25 protein-coding genes are annotated in these 24950 nt (G+C 62.9%); 9 read left to right on the top strand and 16 right to left on the bottom strand.

Annotated features, from left to right (window positions below):
* Positions 1-9: 9 nt before the first annotated feature.
* Positions 10-1362 carry an MFS transporter gene (locus AB0N65_RS06965; protein WP_364159484.1) on the top strand — a complete coding sequence of 451 codons (1353 nt, stop codon included), beginning with the start codon at positions 10-12 and terminating at the stop codon, positions 1360-1362.
* 82 nt (positions 1363-1444) lie between these two features.
* On the opposite strand, the gene AB0N65_RS06960 is transcribed toward AB0N65_RS06965, so the two are convergent.
* Both AB0N65_RS06960 and purN read right to left on the bottom strand, forming a co-directional pair.
* Positions 1445-2248, bottom strand: a complete 804-nt coding sequence (locus AB0N65_RS06960; protein ID WP_364159482.1) for a hypothetical protein — start codon at positions 2246-2248, stop codon at positions 1445-1447.
* Positions 2249-2500: 252 nt separating this feature from the next.
* Positions 2501-3070 carry a phosphoribosylglycinamide formyltransferase gene (gene purN, locus AB0N65_RS06955; protein ID WP_364159480.1) on the bottom strand — a complete coding sequence of 190 codons (570 nt, stop codon included), beginning with the start codon at positions 3068-3070 and terminating at the stop codon, positions 2501-2503.
* 11 nt (positions 3071-3081) lie between these two features.
* On the opposite strand from purN, the gene AB0N65_RS06950 reads away from it, so the two are divergent.
* Positions 3082-3531 (top strand): hypothetical protein, encoded by a 450-nt coding sequence (locus tag AB0N65_RS06950; protein ID WP_364159478.1) that lies wholly within the window; start codon positions 3082-3084, stop codon positions 3529-3531.
* A 29-nt stretch (positions 3532-3560) separates the two neighbouring features.
* On the opposite strand, the gene AB0N65_RS06945 is transcribed toward AB0N65_RS06950, so the two are convergent.
* Positions 3561-4892, bottom strand: coding sequence for a DUF6350 family protein (locus AB0N65_RS06945; RefSeq protein ID WP_364159476.1), 1332 nt, complete (start codon positions 4890-4892; stop codon positions 3561-3563).
* A 130-nt stretch (positions 4893-5022) separates the two neighbouring features.
* Here AB0N65_RS06945 and AB0N65_RS06940 point away from each other — a divergent pair, with 130 nt between their 5' ends.
* Entirely contained in the window at positions 5023-5493 is a 471-nt protein-coding gene (locus AB0N65_RS06940) for a DUF4383 domain-containing protein (protein ID WP_364159474.1), read from the top strand.
* 219 nt (positions 5494-5712) lie between these two features.
* Here AB0N65_RS06940 and AB0N65_RS06935 read toward each other — a convergent pair whose 3' ends face one another.
* The 4 genes from AB0N65_RS06935 to AB0N65_RS06920 all read right to left on the bottom strand — a co-directional run bounded on the left by AB0N65_RS06935 (position 5713) and on the right by AB0N65_RS06920 (position 8348).
* Positions 5713-6753: a VOC family protein gene (locus AB0N65_RS06935; protein WP_364159472.1), complete on the bottom strand. Its 1041-nt coding sequence runs from the start codon at positions 6751-6753 to the stop codon at positions 5713-5715.
* Between the two features lie 90 nt (positions 6754-6843).
* Positions 6844-7221, bottom strand: a complete 378-nt coding sequence (locus tag AB0N65_RS06930) for a hypothetical protein (protein WP_364159470.1) — start codon at positions 7219-7221, stop codon at positions 6844-6846.
* Positions 7218-7682: a J domain-containing protein gene (locus AB0N65_RS06925; RefSeq protein WP_364159468.1), complete on the bottom strand. Its 465-nt coding sequence runs from the start codon at positions 7680-7682 to the stop codon at positions 7218-7220. Before AB0N65_RS06925 ends, AB0N65_RS06930 begins: the two co-directional genes overlap by 4 nt.
* 243 nt (positions 7683-7925) lie before the next feature.
* Positions 7926-8348, bottom strand: coding sequence for an Hsp20 family protein (locus tag AB0N65_RS06920; RefSeq protein WP_364159466.1), 423 nt, complete (start codon positions 8346-8348; stop codon positions 7926-7928).
* Positions 8349-8490: 142 nt separating this feature from the next.
* Here AB0N65_RS06920 and AB0N65_RS06915 point away from each other — a divergent pair, with 142 nt between their 5' ends.
* Both AB0N65_RS06915 and AB0N65_RS06910 read left to right on the top strand, forming a co-directional pair.
* The gene (locus AB0N65_RS06915) at positions 8491-8931 is read left to right on the top strand and encodes a MerR family transcriptional regulator (RefSeq protein WP_364159464.1); all 441 of its coding nucleotides are present in this window, start codon (positions 8491-8493) and stop codon (positions 8929-8931) included.
* Between the two features lie 284 nt (positions 8932-9215).
* On the top strand, positions 9216-9860 hold the full coding sequence (locus tag AB0N65_RS06910; protein ID WP_364159462.1) for a hypothetical protein: 645 nt from the start codon (positions 9216-9218) through the stop codon (positions 9858-9860).
* A 471-nt stretch (positions 9861-10331) separates the two neighbouring features.
* On the opposite strand, the gene AB0N65_RS06905 is transcribed toward AB0N65_RS06910, so the two are convergent.
* On the bottom strand, positions 10332-12227 hold the full coding sequence (locus AB0N65_RS06905; RefSeq protein WP_364159460.1) for an FG-GAP-like repeat-containing protein: 1896 nt from the start codon (positions 12225-12227) through the stop codon (positions 10332-10334).
* A gap of 159 nt (positions 12228-12386) precedes the next feature.
* Between AB0N65_RS06905 and AB0N65_RS06900 the strand changes: the two genes are divergently transcribed.
* The 3 genes from AB0N65_RS06900 (at position 12387) to AB0N65_RS06890 (ending at position 15760) form a co-directional block, all read left to right on the top strand.
* A complete protein-coding gene (locus AB0N65_RS06900) occupies positions 12387-13553 on the top strand; it encodes a glycosyltransferase family 1 protein (RefSeq protein WP_364159458.1) in 1167 nt (388 codons plus the stop codon).
* Positions 13550-14920: a UDP-glucose/GDP-mannose dehydrogenase family protein gene (locus AB0N65_RS06895; RefSeq protein WP_364159456.1), complete on the top strand. Its 1371-nt coding sequence runs from the start codon at positions 13550-13552 to the stop codon at positions 14918-14920. The genes AB0N65_RS06900 and AB0N65_RS06895 overlap by 4 nt, the downstream gene beginning before the upstream one ends.
* 249 nt (positions 14921-15169) lie before the next feature.
* Positions 15170-15760: a hypothetical protein gene (locus AB0N65_RS06890; RefSeq protein WP_364159454.1), complete on the top strand. Its 591-nt coding sequence runs from the start codon at positions 15170-15172 to the stop codon at positions 15758-15760.
* Between the two features lie 39 nt (positions 15761-15799).
* Here AB0N65_RS06890 and AB0N65_RS06885 read toward each other — a convergent pair whose 3' ends face one another.
* From AB0N65_RS06885 to AB0N65_RS06850, 8 genes are all read right to left on the bottom strand, one after another.
* Complete coding sequence (locus AB0N65_RS06885) at positions 15800-16156, bottom strand: hypothetical protein (protein ID WP_364159452.1); 357 nt, start codon at positions 16154-16156, stop codon at positions 15800-15802.
* Entirely contained in the window at positions 16146-16586 is a 441-nt protein-coding gene (locus AB0N65_RS06880; RefSeq protein ID WP_364159450.1) for a hypothetical protein, read from the bottom strand. The genes AB0N65_RS06885 and AB0N65_RS06880 overlap by 11 nt, the downstream gene beginning before the upstream one ends.
* Positions 16587-16629: 43 nt before the next feature.
* The gene (locus AB0N65_RS06875; protein ID WP_364159599.1) at positions 16630-16926 is read right to left on the bottom strand and encodes a hypothetical protein; all 297 of its coding nucleotides are present in this window, start codon (positions 16924-16926) and stop codon (positions 16630-16632) included.
* 935 nt (positions 16927-17861) lie between these two features.
* Positions 17862-19121 (bottom strand): APC family permease, encoded by a 1260-nt coding sequence (locus AB0N65_RS06870; RefSeq protein WP_364159448.1) that lies wholly within the window; start codon positions 19119-19121, stop codon positions 17862-17864.
* Between the two features lie 99 nt (positions 19122-19220).
* Positions 19221-20264 (bottom strand): alcohol dehydrogenase catalytic domain-containing protein, encoded by a 1044-nt coding sequence (locus tag AB0N65_RS06865; RefSeq protein ID WP_364159446.1) that lies wholly within the window; start codon positions 20262-20264, stop codon positions 19221-19223.
* Between the two features lie 52 nt (positions 20265-20316).
* Positions 20317-21615: a four-carbon acid sugar kinase family protein gene (locus AB0N65_RS06860; RefSeq protein ID WP_364159444.1), complete on the bottom strand. Its 1299-nt coding sequence runs from the start codon at positions 21613-21615 to the stop codon at positions 20317-20319.
* A gap of 1 nt (position 21616) precedes the next feature.
* Entirely contained in the window at positions 21617-22882 is a 1266-nt protein-coding gene (locus tag AB0N65_RS06855) for a RuBisCO large subunit C-terminal-like domain-containing protein (protein WP_364159442.1), read from the bottom strand.
* Between the two features lie 35 nt (positions 22883-22917).
* A complete protein-coding gene (locus AB0N65_RS06850; protein WP_364159597.1) occupies positions 22918-23886 on the bottom strand; it encodes a 2-keto-3-deoxygluconate permease in 969 nt (322 codons plus the stop codon).
* Between the two features lie 196 nt (positions 23887-24082).
* Here AB0N65_RS06850 and AB0N65_RS06845 point away from each other — a divergent pair, with 196 nt between their 5' ends.
* Positions 24083-24937 carry a GntR family transcriptional regulator gene (locus AB0N65_RS06845; protein WP_364159595.1) on the top strand — a complete coding sequence of 285 codons (855 nt, stop codon included), beginning with the start codon at positions 24083-24085 and terminating at the stop codon, positions 24935-24937.
* Positions 24938-24950 lie beyond the last annotated feature (13 nt).

Genomic DNA, 24950 nt, shown 5'->3' with positions numbered 1-24950 from the left:
GAGGACAAAGTGAATACATACACAGCCGTGCCCAGCGGCGAACAAGTTGTGCAGGAACTGCCTTGGCGGTGGAAGGTACAGGGCAAGATTTTCCTGATCGGTGGGCTCGGGTTCATGTTCGACGCCTGGGATGTCACGCTCAACGGCATTCTCATCCCGTTGTTGTCCAAGCATTGGTCTTTGCAGCCTGCTGATGCCGCGTGGATCGGGACGGCCAACCTGATCGGCATGGCTGTGGGAGCCTTCGCGTGGGGAACTATCGCGGACACGATTGGCCGGAAGAAGGCTTTCACTGCGACCCTCCTGATTTTCAGCATCTTCACGGTCCTTGGCGCCTTCGCTCCGGACATCGTGTGGTTCTGCATCTTCCGGTTCATGGCGGGCTTCGGCCTGGGTGGTTGCATCCCGGTGGACTACGCGCTGGTGGGCGAATTCACCCCGCGCAAGCAACGCGGCAAGGTCCTCACTGCGATGGACGGTTGGTGGCCCGTGGGCGCGGCGCTCTGTGGTTTTGTGTCTGCCGGGCTCGTGGCTGCGTTTGCGGACTGGCGGCTCACCATGCTGATCATGGTGCTCCCGGCGCTCCTGGTTTTCTGGGTGCGGCGTTCGGTCCCCGAGTCGCCGTTGTTCCTGATCCGCAAGGGCCGGCGTGCCGAGGCGGCTGCTGTGATTGATGGATTGGTACAGGCTACGGGTGCCGAACCCCGCGCTTACAGCTTGCCCGAACCCCAAGCTGCTCCCCGGCTCTCCCCCGGCAGTGCTTGGACCCAGCTGCGCAACGTCTGGGCGTTCAATTGGAAGATCACGACCGCGGCCTGGGCCTTGTTCTTCTCTGTGCTGCTGGTCTACTACTTGTCCCTGACGTGGATGCCGCGCATTCTCATCGGTGCCGGGTTCGAGGAGTACAAGGCTTTTGTCACTACAGCGGGGATGGCCGCCGTCGGGCTTTTGGGCGTGGTGGTTGCGGCTCTGCTGGTGGAGCGTGTGGGCCGTAAGTGGATCCTGGCCATTACGGGGCCGTTGTCCGCGGTGACTCTGGTGATCGTGTCCTTTGTGGTGGACATCCCTACTGCAGCAGTCGCGTGGTTGTTGGTGTTCGGGTTCGTTGTCCAGGTGGCCATCCCTGTGCTTTACGCCTATGTTTCCGAGCTGTATCCCACGGAGCTTCGCGGTTCCGGGTTCGGTTGGGCTTCGACGTTCTCCCGCATCGGGGCAGGTTTTGGACCCCTCGTGTTCGCCTCGTTCTTCTGGCCGGAGTTCGGGCTGGCGACGTCCTTTGCCCTGGCCGGCGCTCTGGTGCTCCTGTCGGTGCTGTGGATGGCGTTCTTCGCGCCGGAAACCAAGCAGCGCATCCTGGACTGACCCCCACCCTCCGCCCCCCTCTCTACCCAAGTGGGTCGCATTTGTGCGCGTTATGACGCTTCAAAACGCGCACAAATGCGACCTACTTGGGTGTCCACCCGTGTTGCTCAAGCGCCCGCCTGACCTTGGCCACGGCAGTGGTCGCGCCGGTGGACAGGTGCCGTTTTGAGATGCGGACAAGGATCCATCCGGCCCGGCTGTAGTCTTCCTCCCGGGCGATGTCCCTCACAATCTGCTCGGCCTCCGAATGCCCCTCACCTTCGTATTCCACCGCAACCCGCCACTCGCGATACCCCAGGTCGGGTTGGCGCACGACGCCGGGACTCAACTCCGTGCGTACGTTGACTTCCGCTGTGGGCAAGCCAGCCCGCGCGAGTGCCAGCCTCAGTCGGGTTTCCTGCGCTGAGTCGGCACCCACGCATGTCTGTTCCAAAGCGAGACGTGCCTTCCGGATTCCCGGTGTCCCCCAGTGCCGGTCAAGCATCTCCTCGAGGTCATTCAGTGTGCAGTAGGGCAAGCTGCGCCCCTCGAATTCGGGTCTCGGAATGCGCAGCAGGTGATCAGCCACCACGGTGATCTCGTCGATGTCCATCTTTCGCGTGCAGTCCAACCACGTCCTGGCTCGCGTGGTGATATACAGGCCGTTCAGCGTGGTGATCTCATCCTCGAAGAACTGCCCTCGATGTCCTTTCACTCCTCGTCGTCGCGGGATGGCAAACCCCTCTGGACGCGATATATGGATTACGGGTTCGTGGCTGCCAGGCAAGAACCCCGGAAACTCCCACAGCAGGAAAGCCATGGCGTGCGATGCTGCCGAGAACTCCGTGACAAGCGTGACCGGACGGACGTTGTCGGCCAGGGTGTGCCCGTCCTCTGATGCGGGCACTCGAATCGCCCTGCTGGGTGAGTCCAGACTGTGGTGACTGAGCCGCCGTCGTGATACTCCAGCCCGAGCGGCTTCCTGCCACGTAAACGGTAACGAGGACAAGGGCTCAGGCAGGGGTCGTGGTGTCTTCATGCCCCATGCTGACAAAGATCAGGGTGTGCGTGCGTCGTTATCCACAGGCACAAACCATGAATCGAAATGTAAGTAGCAGTACAGCGCGTTTTGAGCCGTCAAAACGCGCACAAATGCGACCTAGTTGGGTGAGGCGGCGAGGTCCGCGAGCGTCTGGACCAAGAGGCGGCGCTCCACGACCTTGATGCGCTCGTGCAGGGTTTCCTCGGTGTCGCCGGGCTCGATCACCACGGCTTCCTGCGCGATGATGGGCCCGGTGTCCACGCCGGCGTCGGCCCAGTGCACGGTGCAGCCGGTGACTTTTACGCCGTAGGCCATGGCGTCGCGGACACCGTGCGCGCCCGGGAACGACGGCAGCAGTGCAGGGTGTGTGTTGACGTACTTCCCGCCGAAAGCGTCGATGAAGTCCGCACTGACGATCCGCATGAACCCGGAGGAAACCACCACGTCCGGCTTGTAGGAGAGCACCTTGTCGCGCAGGGCCTCGTCCCATTCGGCCCGGGTCTCAAATGAGTTGAAGTTGACCACGAACGTCTCGATGCCGGCTTCGTCTGAACGCTCTACGCCGTAGGTGTCGGGACGGTCTGCGCCAACAGCGGCGATCTCGACATCCAGTTCACCCGACTTCACGGCGTCGATGACAGCCTGAAGATTGGAACCTGTACCGGACACGAGGACAACAATGCGCATTGCACTAGCTTATGGGCGGCTCGCGTAGGCTGGAAAACATGAATCCCGTCGTCGGCCCGCGCCCGAGCCAGCAGCCCCGCACTGAGGCGGAAAAGTCCGCGCTCGGCGTGACACAGATCCTTTTCCGTGCCTTCCTTTTGACGGCTCTGGGGTCGTTCTTCGTGTTCTCCCTGAACGTGAACTACGTGTGGTTGAGCGCAATCCTGACGCTCGCCGGTTTGGTGCTGGGCATCGTCGTGCTGGTGCGGACCGTGAAGTACAAGCATCCCCGGCTGATCTTGTTCGGGACGATCTCGGGGTTGGTTGTCTCGGCGGTCATGTGCCTGCTGATTCTGACGTCGGTGCTTTTCTTCCGGCAGGTGAGCACGTATCAGGATTGCGCACGCTCGGCGTTGACGGAGTCCGCCAAGACGCAGTGCCTCTCCCAGCTTGAGAACTCGATGCCCGGGCCGTTGCGCTAGGCCCCCAAAAAGAAGCTGCGCAGACCCGCTCAGGCGTGTTCGTCGTCGTACGCGTTTTCATCCAGGTTCGCCTCGCGCAGCTTCTGGCTGCGTTCCAGCCACGGGCCCACCGCGTAGCCAATGACGACGCCGATACCCACTTCCGCGGCCAGCCAGACTGCCGTCCACAGCGGGTGGGGACCGATTTCCGTGAGCCGGCCAATGCCCGCCGAGCCGCGGGCGATCCATGCCAATGCCCCGCTCAACAACCCCGCGACGGCACCGATGAGTGCGCCAAGGAACAGCGTGGAGAGGGTGGCCGTGAACCAGCGGGCCTTGATCTTGATGGAGAGCCATTCGTCGAAGTGGTTCTCGCCTTCGCGGAGGAACCACCAGCCTGCCATGATTCCGGCCACTACAGGCAAGGCGAGGGCCATGGCACCGAATTCGAGCTGCCCCGCGGGAAGCCCACCGAAGATCGGCACGGCAGGCAGGGGCCCAACGGCGGTGCCCAGCGGCCCCGCAGTCGAGCCAACGCCGAGAGAGAAGCCCGCGCCCGAGGCCCAGGCAAGCGTGAAGATGACGAGGTTGGGCAGGAAGCCAAGTTGCGCGATCGTGAGGACAGCCCCACCCAAGGCACCCGCTTGCAGACCTTCGTACACAGCGATGATGTCTGTCCAGTGCCACACGATGTCCACCGCCAGCAACAGGGCCGCGAGCGCAACGGCGGCCATGGTCGCGACGAATCCGGCCTTCAACGCCGAGCCAACGTAGGAACCGGCCCAGCGTGAATGCTGGCTGGTCTTCGCTATCCAGGCAACAGCGTCCACGCCGATGAGCCTGCTCCATGAACCGGCCTCACGTCGGGCACCGACGATCATGCCCAGGCTGAACGAAATCAACGGGATGCTCATGGCCAGCCACAGGTTGATGACTACCTCGTTGGTGCGGCACACGAAACCCGTGGCTGCTCCGAATGCGGCATAAACCATCCACGCGCCAAGGAACGCCTGCCACAACTGGTCTGTATATGAGGCGCGGGCGAGTCGGCGCCCTGCCCGCCAAGCGAGCAGGAAGGGAATGAGCGTCAGGCCGAGGGGAATCAAGGACAGGAGTCCGGAACCGGGTTGCCCTGCCGTTCCCACGTTAACGGCGGAAACGTTGAGCGGAACACCGTGGATCAACAGCCAGGCCTGCCCGGCCAACCGTGCCAAGGCGTCGACGTTCCTGTTCTGGAACCCGTCCGTCGCCCACACCCCGACGAGCGGCAGCACCACCACAATCGCTGAAATGAACGCTGCCTGCGCCGCTTCCAGACCACCCTGCAGCCAAAGGGGCATTGGGAGGCCACGGTTTCCGGTCTGATCAGCGCGCAGTTTCATCGTGTTCTATGGTGCCACGGTGGGCGGCGCTCCCCCGGCAGGCGCCCTGCGGTACCGCGAACTGGAGCGCTTTTTCCGCGAACCGGCCGTAAAATTGGAGGTGTTCGCAAAGGGGTGAATGGAGAACGGCATGAGCACCTCTGCTTCGCATGCGCGCGGCTTCCACTTTGGCAGGCAGGACATCCAGGTAATCGGCCTGGGTGTGGGTGGCCTCTTGATGCTGGTGGGTGTCTTGGGGTTCATTCCCGGCATCACCGCCCAGTATTCCGAGCTACGGTTCCTCGGCCCGGAATCGCAGGCTTTGCTCTTCGGCGTGTTCCAGGTATCCATGCTGCTCAACATCGTGCAGCTGGCCGTCGGCGCGCTCGGCTTGGTCATGTCCCGCACAGCCCACGGAGCCCGCAACTACCTGATGGGCTTCGGCAGCCTGTACATCCTGCTCAGCATTTACGGCCTGAGCGTGGGCGTCGATTCCGCGGCGAACTTCCTATCCCTCAACACCGTGGACAACTGGACTCACATGGTGCTGGGCATCCTCATGATCACGGCAGGCTGGATGTTCGCCCAGTACTACATAGACGATAAAAAGGCCCGGAAATAATCGAAGCCGGGAACTAGGAGCGGCCAATGAATAGGTGTCACAACTAATAACAGAAAGTCGTACTAGCAGCTGGTGCAGCCGCCTTCGGATACTCTCCATAGGTTGCACCAGCCTTCTTTTGCCCTCCGGAAACGCCCGACGGCGACTGGCCGGGAAACGCCCGACGGCGACTGGCCGGGTAACCCTCGACGGCGGCCGGCCGCGTTGAGCGCGACGGCGCTACCACCCAGGCCCGACGATCTCCGCACTCGTCACGTATTCCATGGCTTTGACGAACTTCGGATCCCCCGCGCGGGCGTAGGCCTCCTCCTCGCTCAACTCCGCGACCCGGCAGTGTATCCACCAGAGATTGCCCAGCGGATCACGAACCCTGCCGACCTGTTCTCCCCAGAACATCTCCGTCATGTCGGTGACTGCCGTGGCACCCGCGGCGAGGGCGGCAGCGAAGGTGGCATCGCCGTCGTCGACGTAGACGCGGAGGAAAGCGTGAGTCGGCGGCCAATCCGGCCGCGAATCAAAGGCGAGAATGTTTGAATCGCCGATCCTGGCCTCGGCGTGCCCGATCGAGCCGTCCTCCATGGGGACACGGAAAGCTTCCTGGGCACCAAACGCGGCGGTGATGAAGTCGAGAAGCTGCGGTGTGCTGCGGGAGATGACCCACGGTTCGACGGAGCGGTAGCCTTCCGGGACCGAGGCAACGCCGGGAGCGCGTGGTACCGGGACCATGGAACTGACGGCTTCCGGCACTTCCGCCGGGGTTTGACCGGTCATGTGCCGTTTGAGGGACTCGATGGCGTACTCCATGCCGGCGGCGTACTCGGGTGCCTGCCAGCGACGTCCGGCTTCCTCGTCCGTGACATCTTCCATGTGCGACATGATCCACCAGAGGTTCCCTAGCGGGTCCTGGATCCGGGCGCCCCGGTCGCCCCACGCGCTGTTGTCGAGGACCGAAATCGTAGTGGCACCCGCGGCGAGGGCCGCGTGGAAGGCGGCATCGGCGTCGTCGACGTAAACGCGAAGGTACGACGGCGTGGCAGGCCAATGCGGCCGGCTATCGAAAGCCAGGACTACTGAATCGCCGATCCGGGCCTCCGCGTGCCCGATGGTGCCGTCCTCGCCGACAACACGATCGATTTCCTGCGCACCGAAAGCGGCGGTCAGGAATTCGAAGAGGGCGTTGGTGTCCCGGGTGATGAGCCATGGGCTGACGCTCGAGTAGCCGGTGGGGACGGTGCTGATGCTGGGGTTTGCCGCGGTCATGACTGAGTCCTGTCGCTCGGGGTTCCAGGGTTTCAGGATATGGCCGCGTCCTTGCGGGATGACATGGGTTCTCTCGGAAATCCACGATGACTACGGCTGCGGACCGTAGATGAACTCCTTGGCGTGGTTGACGGCTTTCTTGAAGGCGTCGTTACGGAGAGACACCTGTTCCTTGGTGCCACCCTTGCGCGGCTCGACGAACGTCGTCGGACCCGGCCGGAGGATCCAGATGTCGCCTGCAGGGGGAAGGTAGAAGACGCCGAATGACCTGTGTTCGGGGTCGTCTGTCCAGATGGGTACGACGGCGACGGCCGCGCCCGTGTCCGGGTTGATCCATTGGGCGCGGGGCAGGGGTTGTTCGTGTTCCTCGGGGTCCAGGAACGGCGCGGTTCCCTTGCCCCACCGTTGTTCGAACCGTTCGTAGAACGCCGGCATCAGCTGGCCATCGTACGAGCGCCAAGAGCTCATGTGCTTCTCCTTGGAAATTTCGGCGGGAACCCGGGCCCGGTTCGCGGGCTGGTTCCCTTGGTAGTTCCCGGACTGGTTCCCTGCGCGGTTCCACGTGAGGGTGACCAGCGCGTGGGCCCGAAGACCAGCGGCTTCTGGGCGGTGCCCTGGTCCGCGGCGGGGGCCGGCGCCTGATGAAAACGGACTTTGACAGGCGTTCCCTGCTTCATGCCGGTGCCGCTGCTCCTGCCTGAGCGCCCGCGGTCGAAGGCGGCCCTCTTCACAGGATCAGCCAAGACCACGTACGCCTCCATGATGTCGTGCAGTTTCTGCGCGGCTTTGATGGAATCTTCGCCGTCGGTGGGCAACCTTGTATCCGGGTGGTGGATGCGCAGGAGCCTGCGGTAGGCGCGGGCGATCTCACGGGTGGTCGCCGTGGGCGCCACATTGAGGATCGCGTAGTAGTCGGGTTGGTTGTTCAAGGCTGGATTCCGGATGACGATGCTGGTTCCACATGATGCCGGGATTGGGCGATGGCCCCCGGCGTGAGCCAGGGGCCACCATTCGGGAGACAACGTCGGGGACCGCGTTTCATCTGCGCAACAAGCGCTGTGGCGTGGCGCGAAGCCTGCGCCCATCTATTCCGATGCGGTCGGTCTGAAGCTCCCGTCTGACGCTCCGCTGGTCAGCCACCCCCGGGTGGAGCTCCAGCGGAGCAGCTGAAACTAGGCGTTGATCTCCTGCCGTTGCTCGTTGGATGTGATCTCGATGCGCCGCGGCTTGGCCTTCTCGGCAACGGGGATGCGGAGTGTCAGCACACCCGCGTCGTAGCTGGCCTTGACGCCATCAGTATCCAAGGTGTCGCCCAGGATCAGTTGCCGGCTGAAGACGCCTTGCGGACGTTCGGCGGCGATCATTTCAGTATTTTCGCCTGCCGGCGACTTCCGCTCGGCCTTCACCGTCAGAACATTGCGTTCGACGTCCAGGTCAACTGAACCAGGGTCGACCCCGGGCAGGTCGAGAGCAACGATGAATTCCTCGCCCTCCTGCCAAGCATCCATCGGCATGCCGGCAGGGCGTGCTGTTGTGCCAAAAACCTGTTGGGCGAGCCTGTCGAATTCGCGGAACGGGTCAGTGCGCATCAGCATGGTGGTTCTCACTCCTTCAAATCTTGATGCGGTTTTGTTGTTCTGCCAGCCTTCCCGATCTGTATTGGCTGGTATAGATTTTTTATAGCACTGGTGAGAGAGTGGTGCAAGAGGTTTTTTTGAAGAAGTTTGAGAGGTTCAGATGGCTGGCTTGGATGGCAGTAGCGCCGCTGAGGATCACGACGGCGGTTCGGTTGCCGGGGTGCCCCACGGCGGTTCTGCGGATGGCGGGGACCGGGACGGCGTGGGCGTCTATGCCATTTCCGTAGCGGCGGAACTGGTGGGCACGGGCCAGCAGAACCTCCGACTGTACGAGCGCAAAGGCCTGCTCACCCCCGAGAGGACCGACGGCGGCACCCGCCGATACAGCGAACGGAACCTCGAGACGCTGCGAAGGATCGGCGTCCTCCTGGACGAAGGGCTGAACCTGGCGGGCGTAAAGCTGGTGCTGGAGCTGGAGGCTGAGAACCGGGGGTTGGTGGAAGACAACCGAGGACTTACCGAAGACAACCGCGGGCTCAGGGAAGACAATCGCGGGTTGCGGAAGGATCTGAAGCGGGCGCGGGGTGACTCTCCTGACTGACCTCGGGCAGATGCGGTACGTCCTGACGGAGGGTCAAAAGGGTCTGCTAGCTCCGTACGCAATCAATAGGATTCGGGAGCCCGACCACTGGCTTACGTAACAATGCGTGACTAGGCGCGGGTTGCCCGCAACCAAGGAGGACCGCGGATATGGTGATGTCCAGCGGAAAAGTTGCCAACGATATGACTGATTCGCTTTGGCTCTGTCGTCGGCAGACGGTGTTGGTTCAAGACCAGGACAGAGTGCGGAGATCACTCCAACTCGCATCTATAGAAGGAAGAGCAATGCGTAAAGCACTCATGGGGGCTTCCCTTATTCTCGGGGTCACGATGGCACTCACCGCGTGCGGTGGTGCCATTCCAAAAAACACCCCGTCAGAATCGGCCAAAGCGTCCGACGAGCCGGTCACCGCTCCAACTGCCACACCTGTAGCCACTCCCAAGTCCACGCCCTCGCCAACAGGAAACGCCAAGTCTGTGCGAGGCAACTTCATCGCTGGTCTCGGCGATGTGGGGACATTCAGCGATGCCAACACAAAGAAGGTGACGACCAAATTCACTGTGGATAGCATCCTGGACACCGTATGTACTGAGCCCTATAACCAGCCAGCACAAAATGGCCGGATCATCGCCGTCAAACTCACCGTCGAGACGACGCCCGAACTGGCAGAAGATTCCTACCCCAAGTACACGATCAGCAGCCACGACTTTAAGTTCATCGCGTCGAACGGTACGACGTTCAACGGCAGCCTAGGCGGTATTGCCACCTACGGCTGTATTGACGACGCTCTGCAGTTCCCCAGCGCGGGCATGGGTCCCGCCGAGAAAGTCTCAGGCAGTGTCATTCTCGATCTACCGCCAGGCCCGGGTGTCCTGGTCTACACCGGCGGATCTTACGCGGGTCCGTTCTTTGAGTACACAATCAGTTAGCTACACCACCTAGATCGAAGGTGGAGCGGCCGGCCTTAGCCCAGCTGAGACCGGCCGCCCTCGCCCGTTGTCCCCAGCATTATGTGTAGATTGGGGACACCTTGAAGTTCACATAAACCAACGGCTCTTGGGGAGTCTGCCAGAGATTGCCCGCGGTGCTGCCACCGCTCTCCTTAAGTGGATCGGCCCCTGGAGGCTCCAGAGGAACCGTTCAGGCCTTGCAGGTGGATACTTGGGCCCGAGAATCAGGAATCTGCGTCTGCCTTCCGGCCCGGTTGAACTTCATCAAACGTGGCGGTGCCGACCCACTACTGCCCGCAATACCGGGGTGGAATGAAAATCGCCCCTTGAGCCGAAGCTCAGAGGGGGCGATGTCTGATGAGTAGAAGCCAACACAAGATGCCGACGAGCTGGCTCCACGAATGACTTGGACCGTACCCTGCGACGGTCTTGCCAAAGTAGCGGGTTAGGTTAAAGAATCGCCGTCATTCCATTCCACCCGGTCCCCACACGCGTAGCCGTAGGCCACCAAGACCCACCCTGCCCCGAGTACAGCCAAAGCTCTCCGGCAGAATTTCGCGCCAGGATGTCGGCCCGGCCGTCGCCGTCGAAGTCACCCGGGCCTACCAGGGAATTCATGACGTTCCAGCCCTGCCCGATGGCTTGGCGAGCCTGCCAGCTGCCGGCACCATTCGGGGGGTAGAGCCACAGCGTGCCGGCACCATCGCGGGCAGCGATGTCGGACAGGCCGTCGCCGTTGAAGTCGCCAACACCGGTGATTTCGGACATGTCGGACCAGCCTGAGCCCGCCCACATGCGCGGCAACCAGCCGCCGTTTCCATCGCCTCGGTACACCCACAGTGTGCCGATCCGGTCGCGTGCGGCTACATCGACGAATCCTTCCCCGTGGAAGTCGATCCCCTCGATTGCGCTCATGCCTTCCCATCCGCTGCCGACCTGCACGCGCGGCTTCCAGCCTGCGGAACCGTTGCCCGGGTAAAGCCACAGGACGCCGGCACCGTCACGGGCAAAGACATCAGAATGAGAATCCCCGTTGAAGTCGCCTGGAGCAACCAGTGCGGTCATGACGTTCCAGCCCTGCCCGACCTGGACACGCGCCAGCCAGCCGCCTGAACCGTTGCCCGGGTACAACCACAGCGCACCGGACGCTTCCCGAGCCAGGATGTCGGTAAAACCATCGCCGTTGAAGTCATTCTTAACAGGCGCCGGGACGGTCCCATCGATCACCGACACGGAGTCGCTGCCGTTGTTGGCCACGTACGCCACGCCGGTTGAGGGGTTCACGGCTGCCGCAACCGGGTCCTGTCCTGTGAAGACTGCTGAGACGCTATTGTCGGCGCCGTCAATGATGGTGGTACCCCGTCCGGACAGAGGGACGTAGATCTTGTTGCTCTCCTGATTCACCGCAATGTCGCTGATAAGGGAAGGCGTGACGATCCGGGCAACCTCAGTCAGGGTGGCCCCATCAATGACCTTGACGTAGCCTTCCGTGGAAGTGCTGTCCGCTGCCACATAAATCCGGTTGGTGGCCGGGTTGACGGCCAACTTCCCCACCGCGCTGGACGACTCGAGCTTTCCCGTGGTTTTGTCTGTCGCGCCGTCAATCACGCTCACGCCGGCGCCGTACCTGCCAAGCGTGGTGAAGTAGATCTTGTTGGTTGTCTCATTGACCGCTATGCCGAGAATGCCTCCAGCGCCAATGATGGTCTCGCCGGTGACGCTCCCGGCAGCGTTGATGACCTTGATGGTTCCGCTGGAGTTTACGTAAACCTTGTCAGTGACAGGGTTAACCACAATGTCCTTCGCGCCCCCTGAAAGCGGAACGGTGGTCACGGCGTTCGTTGCACCGTCGATCACGGCAACACCGGAAGCGACGCCGACGTAAATCTTGTTGTTCGTCTCGTTCACCGCCACGACACCCGCCCCGGATACCGCTGGTACAGACGTCACGGCGCCGGTCACACCGTCAACGACGGCAACGGAGCCGTTAATCTCGCTGACGTAAATCTTGTTCGTTGCCGAATTAACAGCAACATCCACAGGCATGTCACCCGAGTAGAGAATCCGCGAGCCACTGATTCCGTCAATGACGTAAACGCCCTCAAACGTTGCAACATACGCTTTGTTCGTCACCGGGTTTACGGCAATGTCCCCGGGTTGATCCCCCGTGGATACAACGTTCGTCACAGCGTCGGCAACCGCGGGTGAGCCGGGTGAACCAACGGCGCCCAACAACAATCCCAGCCCCAAACCGGCCGCAAGAGACCGAGCCGCCCCCAGGCGCCGCCGTCGTCCGTCATCCGAAACAGCACGGAGCGCGCGCGATTCAGCCCCAGCAGTACCCATGGAAAAGACCCCCAAAATCAAGAACGCCCAGCGCGTCGTAGAACGCCAGCCTACCGCCGCCCACAGACAAAAGGTACAAACCACCTGTTAACCAACTCTTCCCCCACAGGCCACCCCGTCGCACCCCGCAAGCCAACCGCCGCGACCACCGTTGAAGGCGTGAGGATCGCAATCGTCGCTGAATCATTCCTGCCGCTGATGAACGGGGTAACCCACTCGATACTGCGGGTGCTGGAGCATCTGCAGGAGCGGGGTGATGAGGTGATGGTGATTGCGCCGTCGACGTCGGACACTGATGTTTCGAGCGTCGTCAAAGGTGCGTACGTGCACCGGCTTCCCTCTGTGCCGCTGGCCGGTTACACGAATGTGCGGGTTGCGTTGGGTGGTGTGAATCGGGTCAAGAGAATCCTTGCCGATTTCGCCCCCGACGTCGTTCACCTCGCCTCCCCGTTCGTGCTCGGCTGGCGCGCCGTGCAGGCCGCCGACCAACTCGGCCTCCCGACGGTCGCGATCTACCAAACCGAGGTTCCCAGCTACGCCGCGCGCTATGGCGTGCCGTTTCTGGAGAACTGGGCCTGGAACCGTGTGGACAACATCCACCTCATGGCCAGCCGAACCCTGGTGCCGTCCACGTTCGCGCTGAACCAGTTGCGCGGCCGCGGCATCATGCGCGTGGACATGTGGCGTCGCGGTGTGGAGACCGCGCGCTTCAACCCGGCAAAACGCTCGACGGCGTGGCGCAGCAAAGTAGCGCCCGACGGTCACCGGATCATCGGCTACGTCGGCCGCCTCGCCATCGAAAAGCAGGTCGAGGACCTCGCCGTGCTGGCGGATATTCCCAACACGAAGCTCGTGGTTGTTGGCGACGGCCCGCAGCGGGAGACTCTTCAGGCGGCGTTGCCTGACGCCGTGTTTGTGGGTTTCCTCGGCGGTGATGACTTGGCACAAGCGGTGGCTTCCTTTGACCTTTTCGTCCATCCCGGTGAGTTCGAGACGTTCTGCCAGACCATCCAGGAAGCCATGGCCTCGGGCGTTCCCGTGGTGGCGACCGGCCGTGGCGGCCCCTTGGACCTCGTCGAAAACTCCCGCACGGGCTGGCTGTATGAACCCGGAAACCTTGCCCAGTTGCGTGGCTACGTGCAGGACCTGATGGGCGACGACGCCAAGCGCCGTGCATTCGCAACGGCAGCAACCGCTTCGGTCCAAGGGCGGACGTGGCCGGTGCTCAGCGCAGACCTGGTGCGGCACTACAACGAAGTCATCGCCGGCGTGCCTGCCGGTGAAGCAGACCCCGAACTTACCTCCAGCAAAGGACCCTTTTCATGAAGATCTCCGTGATCGGCTGCGGCTACCTCGGCGCCGTCCACGCCGCCACCCTCGCATCGATGGGCCACACCGTGGTGGGCATCGACGTCGACTCCCACAAGGTTGAGCAGCTCAATAAGGCGCTGGCTCCCTTCCACGAACCCGGCCTGGACGAGCTCCTTGGCGATGGCCGCGCCACGGGCAGGCTCACGTTCACCATGGACTTCTCTTCGGCGGCGGACGCGCAAGTTCACTTCCTCTGCGTGGGCACTCCGCAGTCCAAGACCTCCGACACCGCGGACCTCTCCTACCTGATGGGCGCCACCCGGAGCCTGCTCCCCCACCTGGCCAAGGGTGCCGCCGTCGTGGGTAAATCCACCGTGCCGGTAGGCACGGTGGAGACGCTCCGCGACCTCCTGGCGCGGCGTTCGGACGTGCTCCTCGGCTGGAACCCCGAGTTCCTGCGGCAGGGCACAGCCGTGAAGGATTCGCTGGTGCCGGACCGCTTGGTCTACGGCGTCCCGGGCGGCAAGGGCGCCGCTGCCGGTGCGCCGATCACCGCCGTACTGGATGCCGTGTACGAGCCGCTGATCAGTGCGGGCATCCCGCGGCTGGTGTGCAACTTCGCGACGGCTGAGCTGATCAAGTCGGCGTCGAACGCGTTCCTGGCCACCAAGGTCAGCTTCATCAACGCGATGGCTGAGCTCTGCGACGCGTCGGGCGCCGACGTCAGCGAACTCAGCGAGGCCATGGGCCTGGATCCCCGCATCGGCAACCGGTACCTGCACGCCGGGCTCGGCTTCGGCGGCGGCTGCCTGCCCAAGGACATCCGCTCGTTCCGTGCACAATCGCGCGAACTGGATGTGCCGTCCGTGGATGCTTGGATGGCCTTGGTTGACTCGGTGAACCTGAACCAGCGTTCCCGGACCGTTGAAGTGGCCCGCGAGATGTGCCGCGGATTCCTGTCCGGGCGCACGGTCACGATCCTCGGCGCGTCCTTCAAGCCCGACACCGACGACATCCGCGACTCCCCCGCCCTTGACGTCGCCCAGCAGCTCGCATCCGCCGGCGCACACGTCACCGTCACCGATCCCAAGGCCATCAACAACGCCTGGATCCGCTACCCGCAGATCCGCTTCGAAGCCTCCACCAAACGCGCCCTGGAAGGCGCCGAACTGGTGCTGCTCCTCACGGAATGGAACGAATACGTGCAGCTTTCTCCTGTGGAGGCCGGGCAGCTGGTACGACGGCGGATGGTGCTGGACGCTCGGAACGTCCTGGACGCTGAGGCCTGGCGGAGCGCCGGCTGGACCGTGCGCGGCCTCGGCACGGGTGCTGCGGTCGCGGCCGAGGAACGCAACGAAGCGAAGCGGCACGCGCGGGCGTGATTGGGGCTGCGCTAAAGTCATAGACAACTTCTCCTGTTTGTCCCCCTAGGCCCGGTGCTACGGTCGCACCACGCGCCATCGCATCGGCGCATCTAAAGGGGGCTCTCAGTGAAAAGATTTATGTTTAGCACCGGGAAAAATCGGTATTTCCCAAGCAAGACTCTTGCTCAGTTCGGAAACACACGTGGGTTGGTGGCGGCCGCGTCCTTGCTGCTTTTGCTTACCTCCTGCGCATCGGGAACCGGAAACTTGAGTTCGGTAGGCGCCACCAAAACGACGTCAAGTCCGTCTTCTACTCCTACACCCAGCAAGGTCGCCGGCACCGCGTGCACCACCGAGAAGGCAAGCCAGGTCAGCGCTGGAGAGAATTACGTCTGCTCGGTGGACGAGTCCGGAAAACTGCTGTGGCTTGACTCGGCCACCGCCGGGAAGCTGGCCGATAAGCGAGCCGCGGAAGTTGCAGCCAAGGCTGCAGCGGAGAAAGCGGCAGCCGACGCCGCTGCCAAAGCCGCAGCGGACCAAGCGGCGGCTGAAAAGGCGGCAGCAGAGAAAGCTGCAGCGGACAAAGCCGCTGCGGAGAAGGCGGCAGCAGAGAAGGCGGCTGCTGAGAAAGCCGCGGCTGACCCGGCTGCGGCCGCAGCGGCGGCGGCCCCGAAGCCCGCACCTCTTGTCCAGAGCAATTGCGATCCGAACTATTCAGGGTGTGTCCCCGTTGCTTCGGACGTCGACTGCGCGGGAGGTAGTGGCAACGGGCCAGCATACGTGCGAGGTCCTGTCACCGTAGTGGGCAGTGATATCTACAAGCTCGACAGTGATCACGATGGGATTGGCTGCGAGTAAAGTCTCCGCACAGCGCGGCTGGGCGTCCGGAGTCGCGGGCTAAGCCCGGCGGCTCTGGACGTCGAGCAGGAACTTAATTCCGGCGTCGGACAGCTTCTCATCAAAGACGTCCCAACTGATGCCATCCCATAGTTCCAACAGGTGCAGGCTCCGCCGGATGTCGTGGTACAGCTCCAGGGCCCATTCCACCGGGATCTCCCCGTTGCCCTCTTTTGTCCTCAGTCCACCGTGGTGAAGCGCTGCCTGGAAAGCTTGGCCCAGGAGGCCGTAAGGCGGCTCGTCTCCGGTCAACGTCCAGTGGACCACCAGCGGCGTACCTACCTTCTCCGCAGCGGTGGCAGGATCTGCCAGAAGCTCCACAAGGAAGTTCCACAGGCCCTCCGGGTCATCTGCCAATGCGCGTCCCCGCGGGGTCAACAGCAGCTTGTCCTTGTACTTTCGCAGCAGCTCCAACTTGGATCTGCTCGCGAAGGTTCCGGATGGGTGACGTGCTCACTTCTACCCGGCCGGACGAGATCCATTCGTCGTCCCAGCCGAGTTCAGTCATCGCCCGCTTCACGAAGGCCGGCTTGAGATAGCCGGCCGAGGTCAGCGGAAGACCATCGGGGTCCGCTGCTTTGAGGAACCACAGGATTGGACCCAGGACGGTCTGCCGGTCCTCGGCTGTCACCGCGCCCGACCAAAACCGTTTGGCCAATCGTCGCAGTTGCCCGTTCACCTCGGCCAGGTCGAAAGAGGACGGATCAAACTCGGATAACTTTTCCTGCGTCACGAACTCAAGCCACTCTACGGCTTCGCGATGTTCGGGGTGCTTTGGATTCCCCACAACGCGAACCACGTTTGCGTACCCATGAACACCGCCCGAGTCTTCAATGGGGTCCACGCATGGCACCGCCCGTACACGCAAAGGTGTTGTCGGGAAGAACGGCGGGTCCCACGACGTCGATCTCATGCGTCCAGCGGTCGCCGAAGTCGTACTCGTACTCCAGTTCCGACTTGCCCCGAGAGGACGGATCAAACAGCGCCAGCAGCCGGACGTCACGTGCTGCCTCGGCATCTTCGGGGGCATCGCCGTCGAGCAGTGTGATGATTCGCTTTTTCCCGGTGCGATCCTGTCCCGTGAGGTCGTAGAGGTGGCAGTCTTTCCAGCCGAAGGCGCACTGGATCGCTGCGTGCAGATCAGCGACCGTGGCACTCTGCGGTAGGACAAGCTACCGCCAGATGAGCGGCTCAGTCTCGCTGATGGAAATGCGCAACTCAAGAGCGGGAACTTGGGTGGGTGACTCCATGGAGCCATTCTGCCAGTGCGGTTCCCGCGGCCGCGAACCAGCACCTAGGCGGCCAGCCGCACCACTCATTTTTCGGGTTTTGGACGGTCAAAACCCCCGAATAGGCCACTTTCGAACACCTACTTGAACCGATTGAACACCTAGACGCCGATTCGCGGCCATATTCTGCTCTTGTGCTTCCGGGACGGGATCCCGGTGTCCGGCGGGAACCCCACCCGTCCTAGGCGTAGGGAGCACAACGGCGCGGCTCCACCACTGAAACCCCCCGGTGGGGCCGTGCCCAGCCGGGCGGGGCCATCGCATTTTCTGGCCGCCTCAATGCGGCAACGAGACGGCCACTAAAAGTAGAGTCCGAAAATGGACATCACGTAGAACAGCAATGAAAGATACGCCGAAGCAAATGCTGTTTGATATGGCCATCGTGTCCGATTCAAATCCCCCGCAGCTACCGAGTGTCGGCCACTCGTGTCGGGCCTAGCCGGCCCCCTCGCCGAATGCTGCACCGGGTAAAGCGCGAAAGCGGCAACAAGGAGTGCTGCCGCAAGGTAAGCAAGACCCCAGAAACCGTGAAAGCCCGTCACAGTCGGCAACAGAACCGCGGCCAGGAGGGCAAGCCCGTTGCCTACCAGTTGCATCCCAACAAAGAACCGGTCCAACGAAGACCTGGGCTCCAACGGATACCTAAAACGACCGGCAACTGCCACCGACGTCGCAATCACGACCAGTGTCACTATCAAAAGAAGTCCAGCCATTTGGCTCCCTCTCCATCATTAGTGCACTGGCATTGACGCTAACGATAGCCGCCGCAGTGATCAGCCCTTCGCGATTCGCCGCAACCGCAGCAGCCGAAAGACAATTCCCACAGCAAACATCAGAACCCCGAGCCCTACCGACAACGGCGGCAAAGTAGCAACCAACGCCACGCAGGCCACAGCACCCGCAACCTGCAGCGCCTTCGGGTATCGGCGGTCCTCAGCCGGTTGTGTAAACGCAGCGATGTTGGCCACCAGGTAGTAGAGCAGCACGCCGAATGACGAGAACCCGATAGCATCGCGGAGATCCGCCACGGCGATGATCAGGCAGATCACGATGGCCAGGGTAGTTTCAGCCCGATGCGGAACCTTGTAGCGCGGATGGACGGCAGCGAGCCAATGCGGGAGGTCATGCTCGCGGGCCATGGCCAGGCTCGTCCGCCCAAGACCGGCGACCAGCGCCAGCAACGCACCCAGGGAGGCAACGGCGGCGCCAACTCGGACCACGGGCGCAGCCCAGGACAGCGCACCCGCATTCACAGCGTCTGCCAACGGTGTTGGCGTCCCAGCCACTCCGTCAGGCCCAAGAGCCGCAAGCACCGTGACGGCGATGACGGCGTAAAGAATGATCGTGATACCCAGCGCGATGCTGATGGCGCGCGGAATGGTCCGCCTGGGCTCGCGGACTTCCTCTCCCATGGTTGCGATCCTGGCGTAGCCCGCGAACGCGAAGAACAGCAGCCCGCCGGACTGAAGAATCCCGTACCAGCCGTGTGCCAGCAGCCCCTCCCCCGCGACGTTGCTGAAGTCGGGACCGGAACCGCCCCACACTGCCGTGACAGCAATCGCCAAAGCAACCAGAACAGCAATCACAAGGATGCGGGTCAGCCCAGCAGTTCGGGTCACCCCGTGATAGTTCACGGCAGTCAGAATCACGACGGCGGCAATCGCCACCGGGCGTTCCCAACCTGCCGGTGCGGCATAGGCGGCGAAAGTCATCGCCATTGCGGCGGCACTGGCAGTCTTGCCGATGACGAATCCCCATCCGGCGAGGAACCCGGACCACGGACCAAGCCGCTCACGACCATAGACGTAAGTGCCACCGGACGTGGGGTATGCGGCGGCTAGCTGGGCGGAGGACGTGGCATTGCAGAAGGCCACGAACGCGGCGACGATCAACCCGATGAGCAACCCGGAACCCGCCGCCGCAGCGGCAGGGGTAAACGCTGCGAACACGCCAGCGCCGATCATCGAGCCCAGTCCGATCAGGGAAGCATCAAACGTGCCAAGACGGCGGGCCAAGGCCGGGGAGTTACTCACGAGCACCCTTCGCGCAATGTGGTCCGAGGTTTCGGAATTTGGGAGGTGCTTTTAGCCTATCCCGGCCCTGTGACTGTTAAGTGCTCGTTGAGCCCCTGTTCAGCCGAGGCCCGGGATCAACAAGACTTTGCACGCGTCTCCGGTGAGCAGGTCTACCGCTTCGTCGATGTCGCTGAGCTTCTTGCGGTGGGTGATAAGCCAGTCGAGTTCCAGCTTCCCGGAGTCCAGCAACAGTAGGCTCTGCTCCCAGGTTTCCCAGAGCTTGCGTCCGAAGATTCCCCGGAGGGTGACGCCCTTTTTGTTGATGTAGGCAGCAATGTCGACCTCAGCCGGGCGGCTGGGGTGTCCGACCGTTATGACGGTAGCCTCTCGGCGGACGGCTTCGAAAAGAGTGGTGAGGGTGCCGGGTGCTCCGGAGCATTCGAAGGCGACGTCGAAGCCGCCGCGTCGGCCGGTCAGTTCGCGGCAGCGTTCAACGATGCCGTCGTTCGGGTGCAGGGCGGTAGCACCGAGTTTTTCGGCTTGGGCGCGTCGGTATGGGTTCGGGTCGACGGCGATGACATGCGAGGCGCCCATGAGCAGTGCGAGGTTCACGACAACCAGGCCAACCGGCCCTGCGCCGCTGACGAGCACGGCCCGTCCGGCGACGGAGTAGTCTGCACGCTGGATGGCGTGGACAGCGACGCCGGCTGCTTCGAGCAGGGCACCGGACTCAAGGGACAGTCCGGTGGGGAGCTTGACGCAGATTTCCTGCGGGACGGCGGCGTATTCGGCGAAGACGCCGTCAATGTGCATGCCGAGGATTCCGGTGCGTTCGCAGGTATGTGCGTCTCCCGTGCGGCAGGGGAAGCATTGTCCGCAGGTCAGGTGGCTTTCAAGGGCAACCTGATCACCGATCTTGAGTCCGGTCACACCGGCTCCAACCTCGACGATCGTGCCTGCGCCTTCATGGCCGAGTATTACGGGGAGGTTGAGGTTGAACGCCTGGGCGGATGGAGTCCATTCGTACAGTTCGCGGTCGGTGCCGCATAGGGAAGCTGCGCCGACTTCAATGACCACTGTCCCTTCTGTTGCTTTGGGGTCTCCGGCGTCGGTGACATATGTGACGCCCTTTTCTGCCGCGTTCTTTACTACTGCCCGCATGGGAGCCGCCTTTCTGGGTTTTGAAGATGCTTGGAGATTGTCGTGTAAGGCGTTAGCCGGTGAGTTGGCCGGCGAAGCGGCGCAGGATATTGGTGGGGCCGACCTGTCCGCCCTTAAGGAGCAGGCGGCAGCCCGCGACGGCCGAAGCGCTGTCTGAGCGCAAGATTGGGCCTGCGGTGACGAACTGATCCGAGACCCGCAGCTCGCGCACACCCATGGCAATGAGTGCGTGGCTGGAGGTGTCGCCGCCGAAGACGGCGATGTCTTTGGTGGCCCCGGACTGAGCCATCCGGGCTGCGATCCCGCCTATCAACGACCCCACGTAGCCGGCATCCACCGGTATGCTGGCCCCGTAGCGGGGGTCCGCCGCCCCGCGGGTGGTGTGAACGATGACGTTGCGGCCGGATCGAAGGGCCGCCAAGACGCGCTCATCTAGAGCAGTGACGGACACCCCGGCATGGCCCTGCAGCAGTTCGACAGGCACGGGTACCTCCTCCCATCCATTTGAGACTGCGTCGGAGATCTGTTCTGCTGTGGTGCTGGACGCCGAGGCGCTTACGGCCAGCACGGGTCCGGATGGCTGCTGCGGCCCGGGGGTGCGGGCAGGCTGGTCGGAAATGGACCGTGCAAGTGCTGCCATGATCCCGCCGGATCCCACAACGATGGAGGGCCCGTGTCCGTGTTCCTCCCGTGTCAATGCTTCAGCAACGGCGTCCACATGCCGTTCGTCTACGGCGTCCACCACAAAGGCTTGTGCTCCGGGCTCCCGTCGACGCTCGGCCCAGACGTCTTTGAAGGTGCCGTCCTCGTAGGCGGGCAGGTGGATGGCACCGGGCACTTCTTCGGTGCCGAGCTGTTCAGCCAAGACCTGGCGCAGGTCTGCCTCGGCCATCGGAGTGGAAGGATGCCGGGACATGACGGGGTGGCGGTCCAGCCGGTAGATCTTCCCGGCATGGGTGGCGTAGTGATTGCTGAAGGCTGTGTAGCGCCCGAAACCTGGCTGGGCGGGCGCCACGGGGATTGGGCCGTGCAGGGGGAACTGCTCATGGAGAAGCTGGATTCCGCGGCCGATGCTGCCGACCGTGGTGGAGCTGTCGAACGTGGAGCAGACCTTGTAGAGCAGCACCTCAAGGTTCACGGCGGCAATCCCGGCAAGGTCCCTGCGTACCAGGGTGTCGAATGCCGTCCCGGCCAAGGACCTGGAGGGTCCGGCGATTCCGACGACGTCAGCATCTGCGGGCAGCGGTGCGTCGCCGATGACGAGGACTGCTTCCAAGCCGTAGCGGTGGGACTGGGCCAGAACGTCGGCGGCTCCGGTGAGGTCGTCTGCCACGAAACCGAATGCAGGCATGTCAGGCACCTTTTCTGAAGGTTTGGACTGCGTGAAGGAGTACATCGTCCCCGCTTTGGGACCGCTCTTCCGCCGCGGTTTGGAGGGGTACGCCGGCTACGGCCGCTTCCCACGCCTGGCGCAAGCTTCGCACTCCGGCGGCGGGGCCGTCCGGATGCGCTGCCACGCCGCCACCGGCCAGCATCATCAGATCGGTGGATCCGACGGCATCGAAAGTGGGCCCAGGGGTGGTGACGTTCTGCCCGGAGGACAGGACCGGCAGTGGTGCGGTGGTTTGGCCGAGCGGTTCAAGGAGGCTGCGGATATTCGCGGCCACCTCTTCGTCCAGTTCGTAGAACTTGCTGCCCAGCCCGCTGGCGTGAAGGTGATCGGCGCCTGCAAGTCGGGCCATTTGCTGCCAGACCCGGTAGTCCATGCCCAGGGCTTTGGACCGCATCGTGGCTGCGAGGCCTGCCCGGTGACCGTGGATCGGTACCTCGGCGAAGCTGCGCAATAAGGCAAGGGCAGGCAAGCCCATCACGGGGATGTTCAGCATCACGCAAGTACCGCCCGCTTCGACGACCAGGTCGTGGCGTTTCTGCAAGCCGGCGAGGTCACCGGTGATGTTGAAGGCGTACATGGTGGAGTGGCCGGTAGCCTGCTCAGCGGCACGGATTTCCTCGGTGGCGACCGCGACCCTGCGCTCCAGCGGCAGGTACGCTGGGTCGGTCATCAGTTCGTCGTCTTTGATCAGGTCGATGGAGGCCCTCGCCAGGTCCCGCACCACAAGGCGGAACTCCTCTTCCGAGAGCCCGACGTTGGGCTTCACAATGGTGCCGACCATGACGCCTTGGACGTCGCTGATCAGTTTGCGCGTCCCCTCGATGCCGAATGCGGGGCCGGGGTGGGCGGCGATGAAGTCTTCGGGCAGGACGATGTCCTGGAGGCGGCAGGCAAAAAGGTCGCCCAGTTCAAAGAGGTTGCCGGCGATGGCGGTCTGTAGGGTGGCCAGGTCCGTGCCGACGTTCTCCATCGGGAAAGCGACGGTGACAAGGGCGGCCCGGACCTTTTCCGGAGTTGTCCTTGACGGCAGGGAGGGCGGGCAAAAACCAAGCTCCTGGACGTCCGTGATGCGCGCGGCGTGCCGCTCGCGAATGCGTGCGGACTCGCCGGGTACTGGCAGGAACGTACCGCTGGATTGTTCGCCCGCCATGATGGCTGCGGCCTTCTCCGGGTCAATCTCGGACTCTAGGTAGTAAGTGCATCGCACCGAGCGCGGGTCGCGCATGAGTTCTCCGTCCTTCAAGGGGATGTATGAGGGGTTCAGATTGAGGTTGTTACCGGATCGGCGGGCCGGAGACCTCCGGCCCGTTTCAGTGCCCAGGATGCGACGATTGGGGCGAGTATCGCTGTCACCAGGACTGCCGTAGCGGCTTGGGCTGAAGCGGAAGCAACAAAGGGTTCGAAGCGCGGGTCGGCGACGGCGACTACCGCGGGGACGGCGACGGCGTTCCCGGCTGTGGTGCCGGCTGCGAACCCAATGCCGCTTTGGTATCCGCGCTTGAGGATGAACCGGTACCCCAGGTAGGTCAGGCCTCCGGTGAACACGACTACTATCAGGCCGAGGAAGATCCCAGCGGTTCCACCGGTGAGCACCGTGTTCAAATTGATGCCTGTACCAACAGCGAAGGACATGAAGGGGATAACGATGTTGGGCACGTGGTCCAGCGCCTTGGTCCATTCGCGATCGACCGCGCCGATGATGAGGCCGATGATGAACGGGATAAGCGCCGCAGCGAAGGCCAGAACCGGGATGTCACCCAACCCTGATGCGCCCAAAAAGATCAGTGCCAAGAACGGTCCGTCATCGAAAGCGCTGGCTACGTAGGCACCTGTATCCCGTTGGTCACCATACTGGCCGGCGAACGCAAGCCACAGGGCTCCGTTACTGTTCCCGAAGATCGCAAGCATCGCCAGGATTGATACACCGGCGATGCCGTCGATGCCGACCACCAGGCCCAAAATCACCGCAATCGTGGCGGGGATGAGAGTCTTGCAGACCAGCACAACGGTGGTGGTGGAGGCGGCAGCTTTGCCGCTGTGGCTTCCTGTGATCTGGGCGCCGGTGGCGAGGATCAGCACGGCGATCAACGTCAGGGCACCCTCCTTGAAGAGCGCCGTGGTGAAACCGCCGATTTTTAGCGCTTCAGGCGCGAAAGTATTCATCAGCACGCCCAGCATCAGTGGGATGAGCATCATCCCCGCGGGCACCTTTTGGAGGAAAGCAAACATCGGTACGCGTGAGCGTCCGGTCCTCAGATGCATCTGCGTCATTTTCGACCTCTCTACGTCATTGTATGTGCCAGTCGTCGGATCAAGTCCGTACAATTAGTACGTACATTACATGTGGCATGGATCACCCGTCAAGCAGGAAGCGCCGAGCCTGCGGGCTATGATGTGCACTAGTGGCAAAGGAGACAGCGTGAGTATGCAGCCAGCTGCAGTCGACCCCCCGGAGCGGACGCCCCGAGTAAGTCGGGAGGAGGGGCGCCCCCTTCATGCCCAGATCCGGGACATTCTGCACCGGCAGATCCTGGAACTCCCCCTTCACCCCGGTTCCTCCTTGCCCACCGAAGAGGAACTCCAGAAGCAGTTCGGAGTTTCCCGCAGTGTCGTGCGCCAGGCATTGTCCGGACTGTCAGACTTAGGGCTGATCCGCCGCCAGCGCGGCCGCGGCAGCGTCGTCGCCGCCACTCCCGTGCTTCGTCGGCACCTCCAGCGCGCCGGTGGGCTGGACGAACAAGTTGCCGCGCATGGTCAGCGCCTGCGCACCCATGTACTGTCCGTCGAAGAAGCTACCCCGCCTGAGGCTGCGATTGAGGCCCTGAATACCAGCAATACTTGGAAAATCGAACGGATCCGCTACTTGGAGAAGATCCCGGTCGCCTTCATGCGAACCTGGGTGCCCCGCGACCTTTTTCCACACTTCACCGCAGAACTGCTTGAAAACGCTTCATTGCTCGGACTGATGCGAGAGCACGGATACCACCCGGCCGGCGGCCCCAGGCAGGTTCAAGCGGTGACAGCAGATGCCGATCTGGCACAAAAACTGAACACAAACGTCCGTGAACCCCTTCTCCTGCTGCAGGGCGTAACCCGCGATGCCCTCGGCCATGGCCTCGAATGGTTCAATGTCTGGCACAGTCCCAACACCGTTTTCGACGTTGACGCTCAGGTGACATCACAGCCTGGAGGCGTATCCCAAGAACACATCCGACGCCTCCGGACCCTGACCCGGCAACTTGAGTCTGAGCTGGCCGATCTTGAACGGAGCCCAAGCTAGCGGCACACACCAG

It is taken from the genome of Paenarthrobacter sp. NPDC089322 (genome assembly GCF_040684895.1).
Lineage (GTDB): Bacteria > Actinomycetota > Actinomycetes > Actinomycetales > Micrococcaceae > Arthrobacter.
This window is presented reverse-complemented; position numbering and strand designations above follow the sequence as displayed.

What these genes read in the sequence shown, in the direction of transcription:
- purN (WP_364159480.1), bottom strand. Translation starts at nt 3,070, where the DNA reads ATGCGCATTGTTGTCCTCGTGTCCGGTACAGGTTCCAATCTTCAGGCT.
- AB0N65_RS06950 (WP_364159478.1), top strand. Translation starts at nt 3,082, where the DNA reads ATGGGCGGCTCGCGTAGGCTGGAAAACATGAATCCCGTCGTCGGCCCG.
- AB0N65_RS06945 (WP_364159476.1), bottom strand. Translation starts at nt 4,892, where the DNA reads ATGAAACTGCGCGCTGATCAGACCGGAAACCGTGGCCTCCCAATGCCC.
- AB0N65_RS06940 (WP_364159474.1), top strand. Translation starts at nt 5,023, where the DNA reads ATGAGCACCTCTGCTTCGCATGCGCGCGGCTTCCACTTTGGCAGGCAG.
- AB0N65_RS06935 (WP_364159472.1), bottom strand. Translation starts at nt 6,753, where the DNA reads ATGACCGCGGCAAACCCCAGCATCAGCACCGTCCCCACCGGCTACTCG.
- AB0N65_RS06930 (WP_364159470.1), bottom strand. Translation starts at nt 7,221, where the DNA reads ATGAGCTCTTGGCGCTCGTACGATGGCCAGCTGATGCCGGCGTTCTAC.
- AB0N65_RS06920 (WP_364159466.1), bottom strand. Translation starts at nt 8,348, where the DNA reads ATGCTGATGCGCACTGACCCGTTCCGCGAATTCGACAGGCTCGCCCAA.
- AB0N65_RS06915 (WP_364159464.1), top strand. Translation starts at nt 8,491, where the DNA reads ATGGCTGGCTTGGATGGCAGTAGCGCCGCTGAGGATCACGACGGCGGT.
- AB0N65_RS06910 (WP_364159462.1), top strand. Translation starts at nt 9,216, where the DNA reads ATGCGTAAAGCACTCATGGGGGCTTCCCTTATTCTCGGGGTCACGATG.
- AB0N65_RS06905 (WP_364159460.1), bottom strand. Translation starts at nt 12,227, where the DNA reads ATGGGTACTGCTGGGGCTGAATCGCGCGCGCTCCGTGCTGTTTCGGAT.
- AB0N65_RS06895 (WP_364159456.1), top strand. Translation starts at nt 13,550, where the DNA reads ATGAAGATCTCCGTGATCGGCTGCGGCTACCTCGGCGCCGTCCACGCC.
- AB0N65_RS06865 (WP_364159446.1), bottom strand. Translation starts at nt 20,264, where the DNA reads ATGCGGGCAGTAGTAAAGAACGCGGCAGAAAAGGGCGTCACATATGTC.
- AB0N65_RS06860 (WP_364159444.1), bottom strand. Translation starts at nt 21,615, where the DNA reads ATGCCTGCATTCGGTTTCGTGGCAGACGACCTCACCGGAGCCGCCGAC.
- AB0N65_RS06855 (WP_364159442.1), bottom strand. Translation starts at nt 22,882, where the DNA reads ATGCGCGACCCGCGCTCGGTGCGATGCACTTACTACCTAGAGTCCGAG.
- AB0N65_RS06850 (WP_364159597.1), bottom strand. Translation starts at nt 23,886, where the DNA reads ATGTTTGCTTTCCTCCAAAAGGTGCCCGCGGGGATGATGCTCATCCCA.
- AB0N65_RS06845 (WP_364159595.1), top strand. Translation starts at nt 24,083, where the DNA reads ATGCAGCCAGCTGCAGTCGACCCCCCGGAGCGGACGCCCCGAGTAAGT.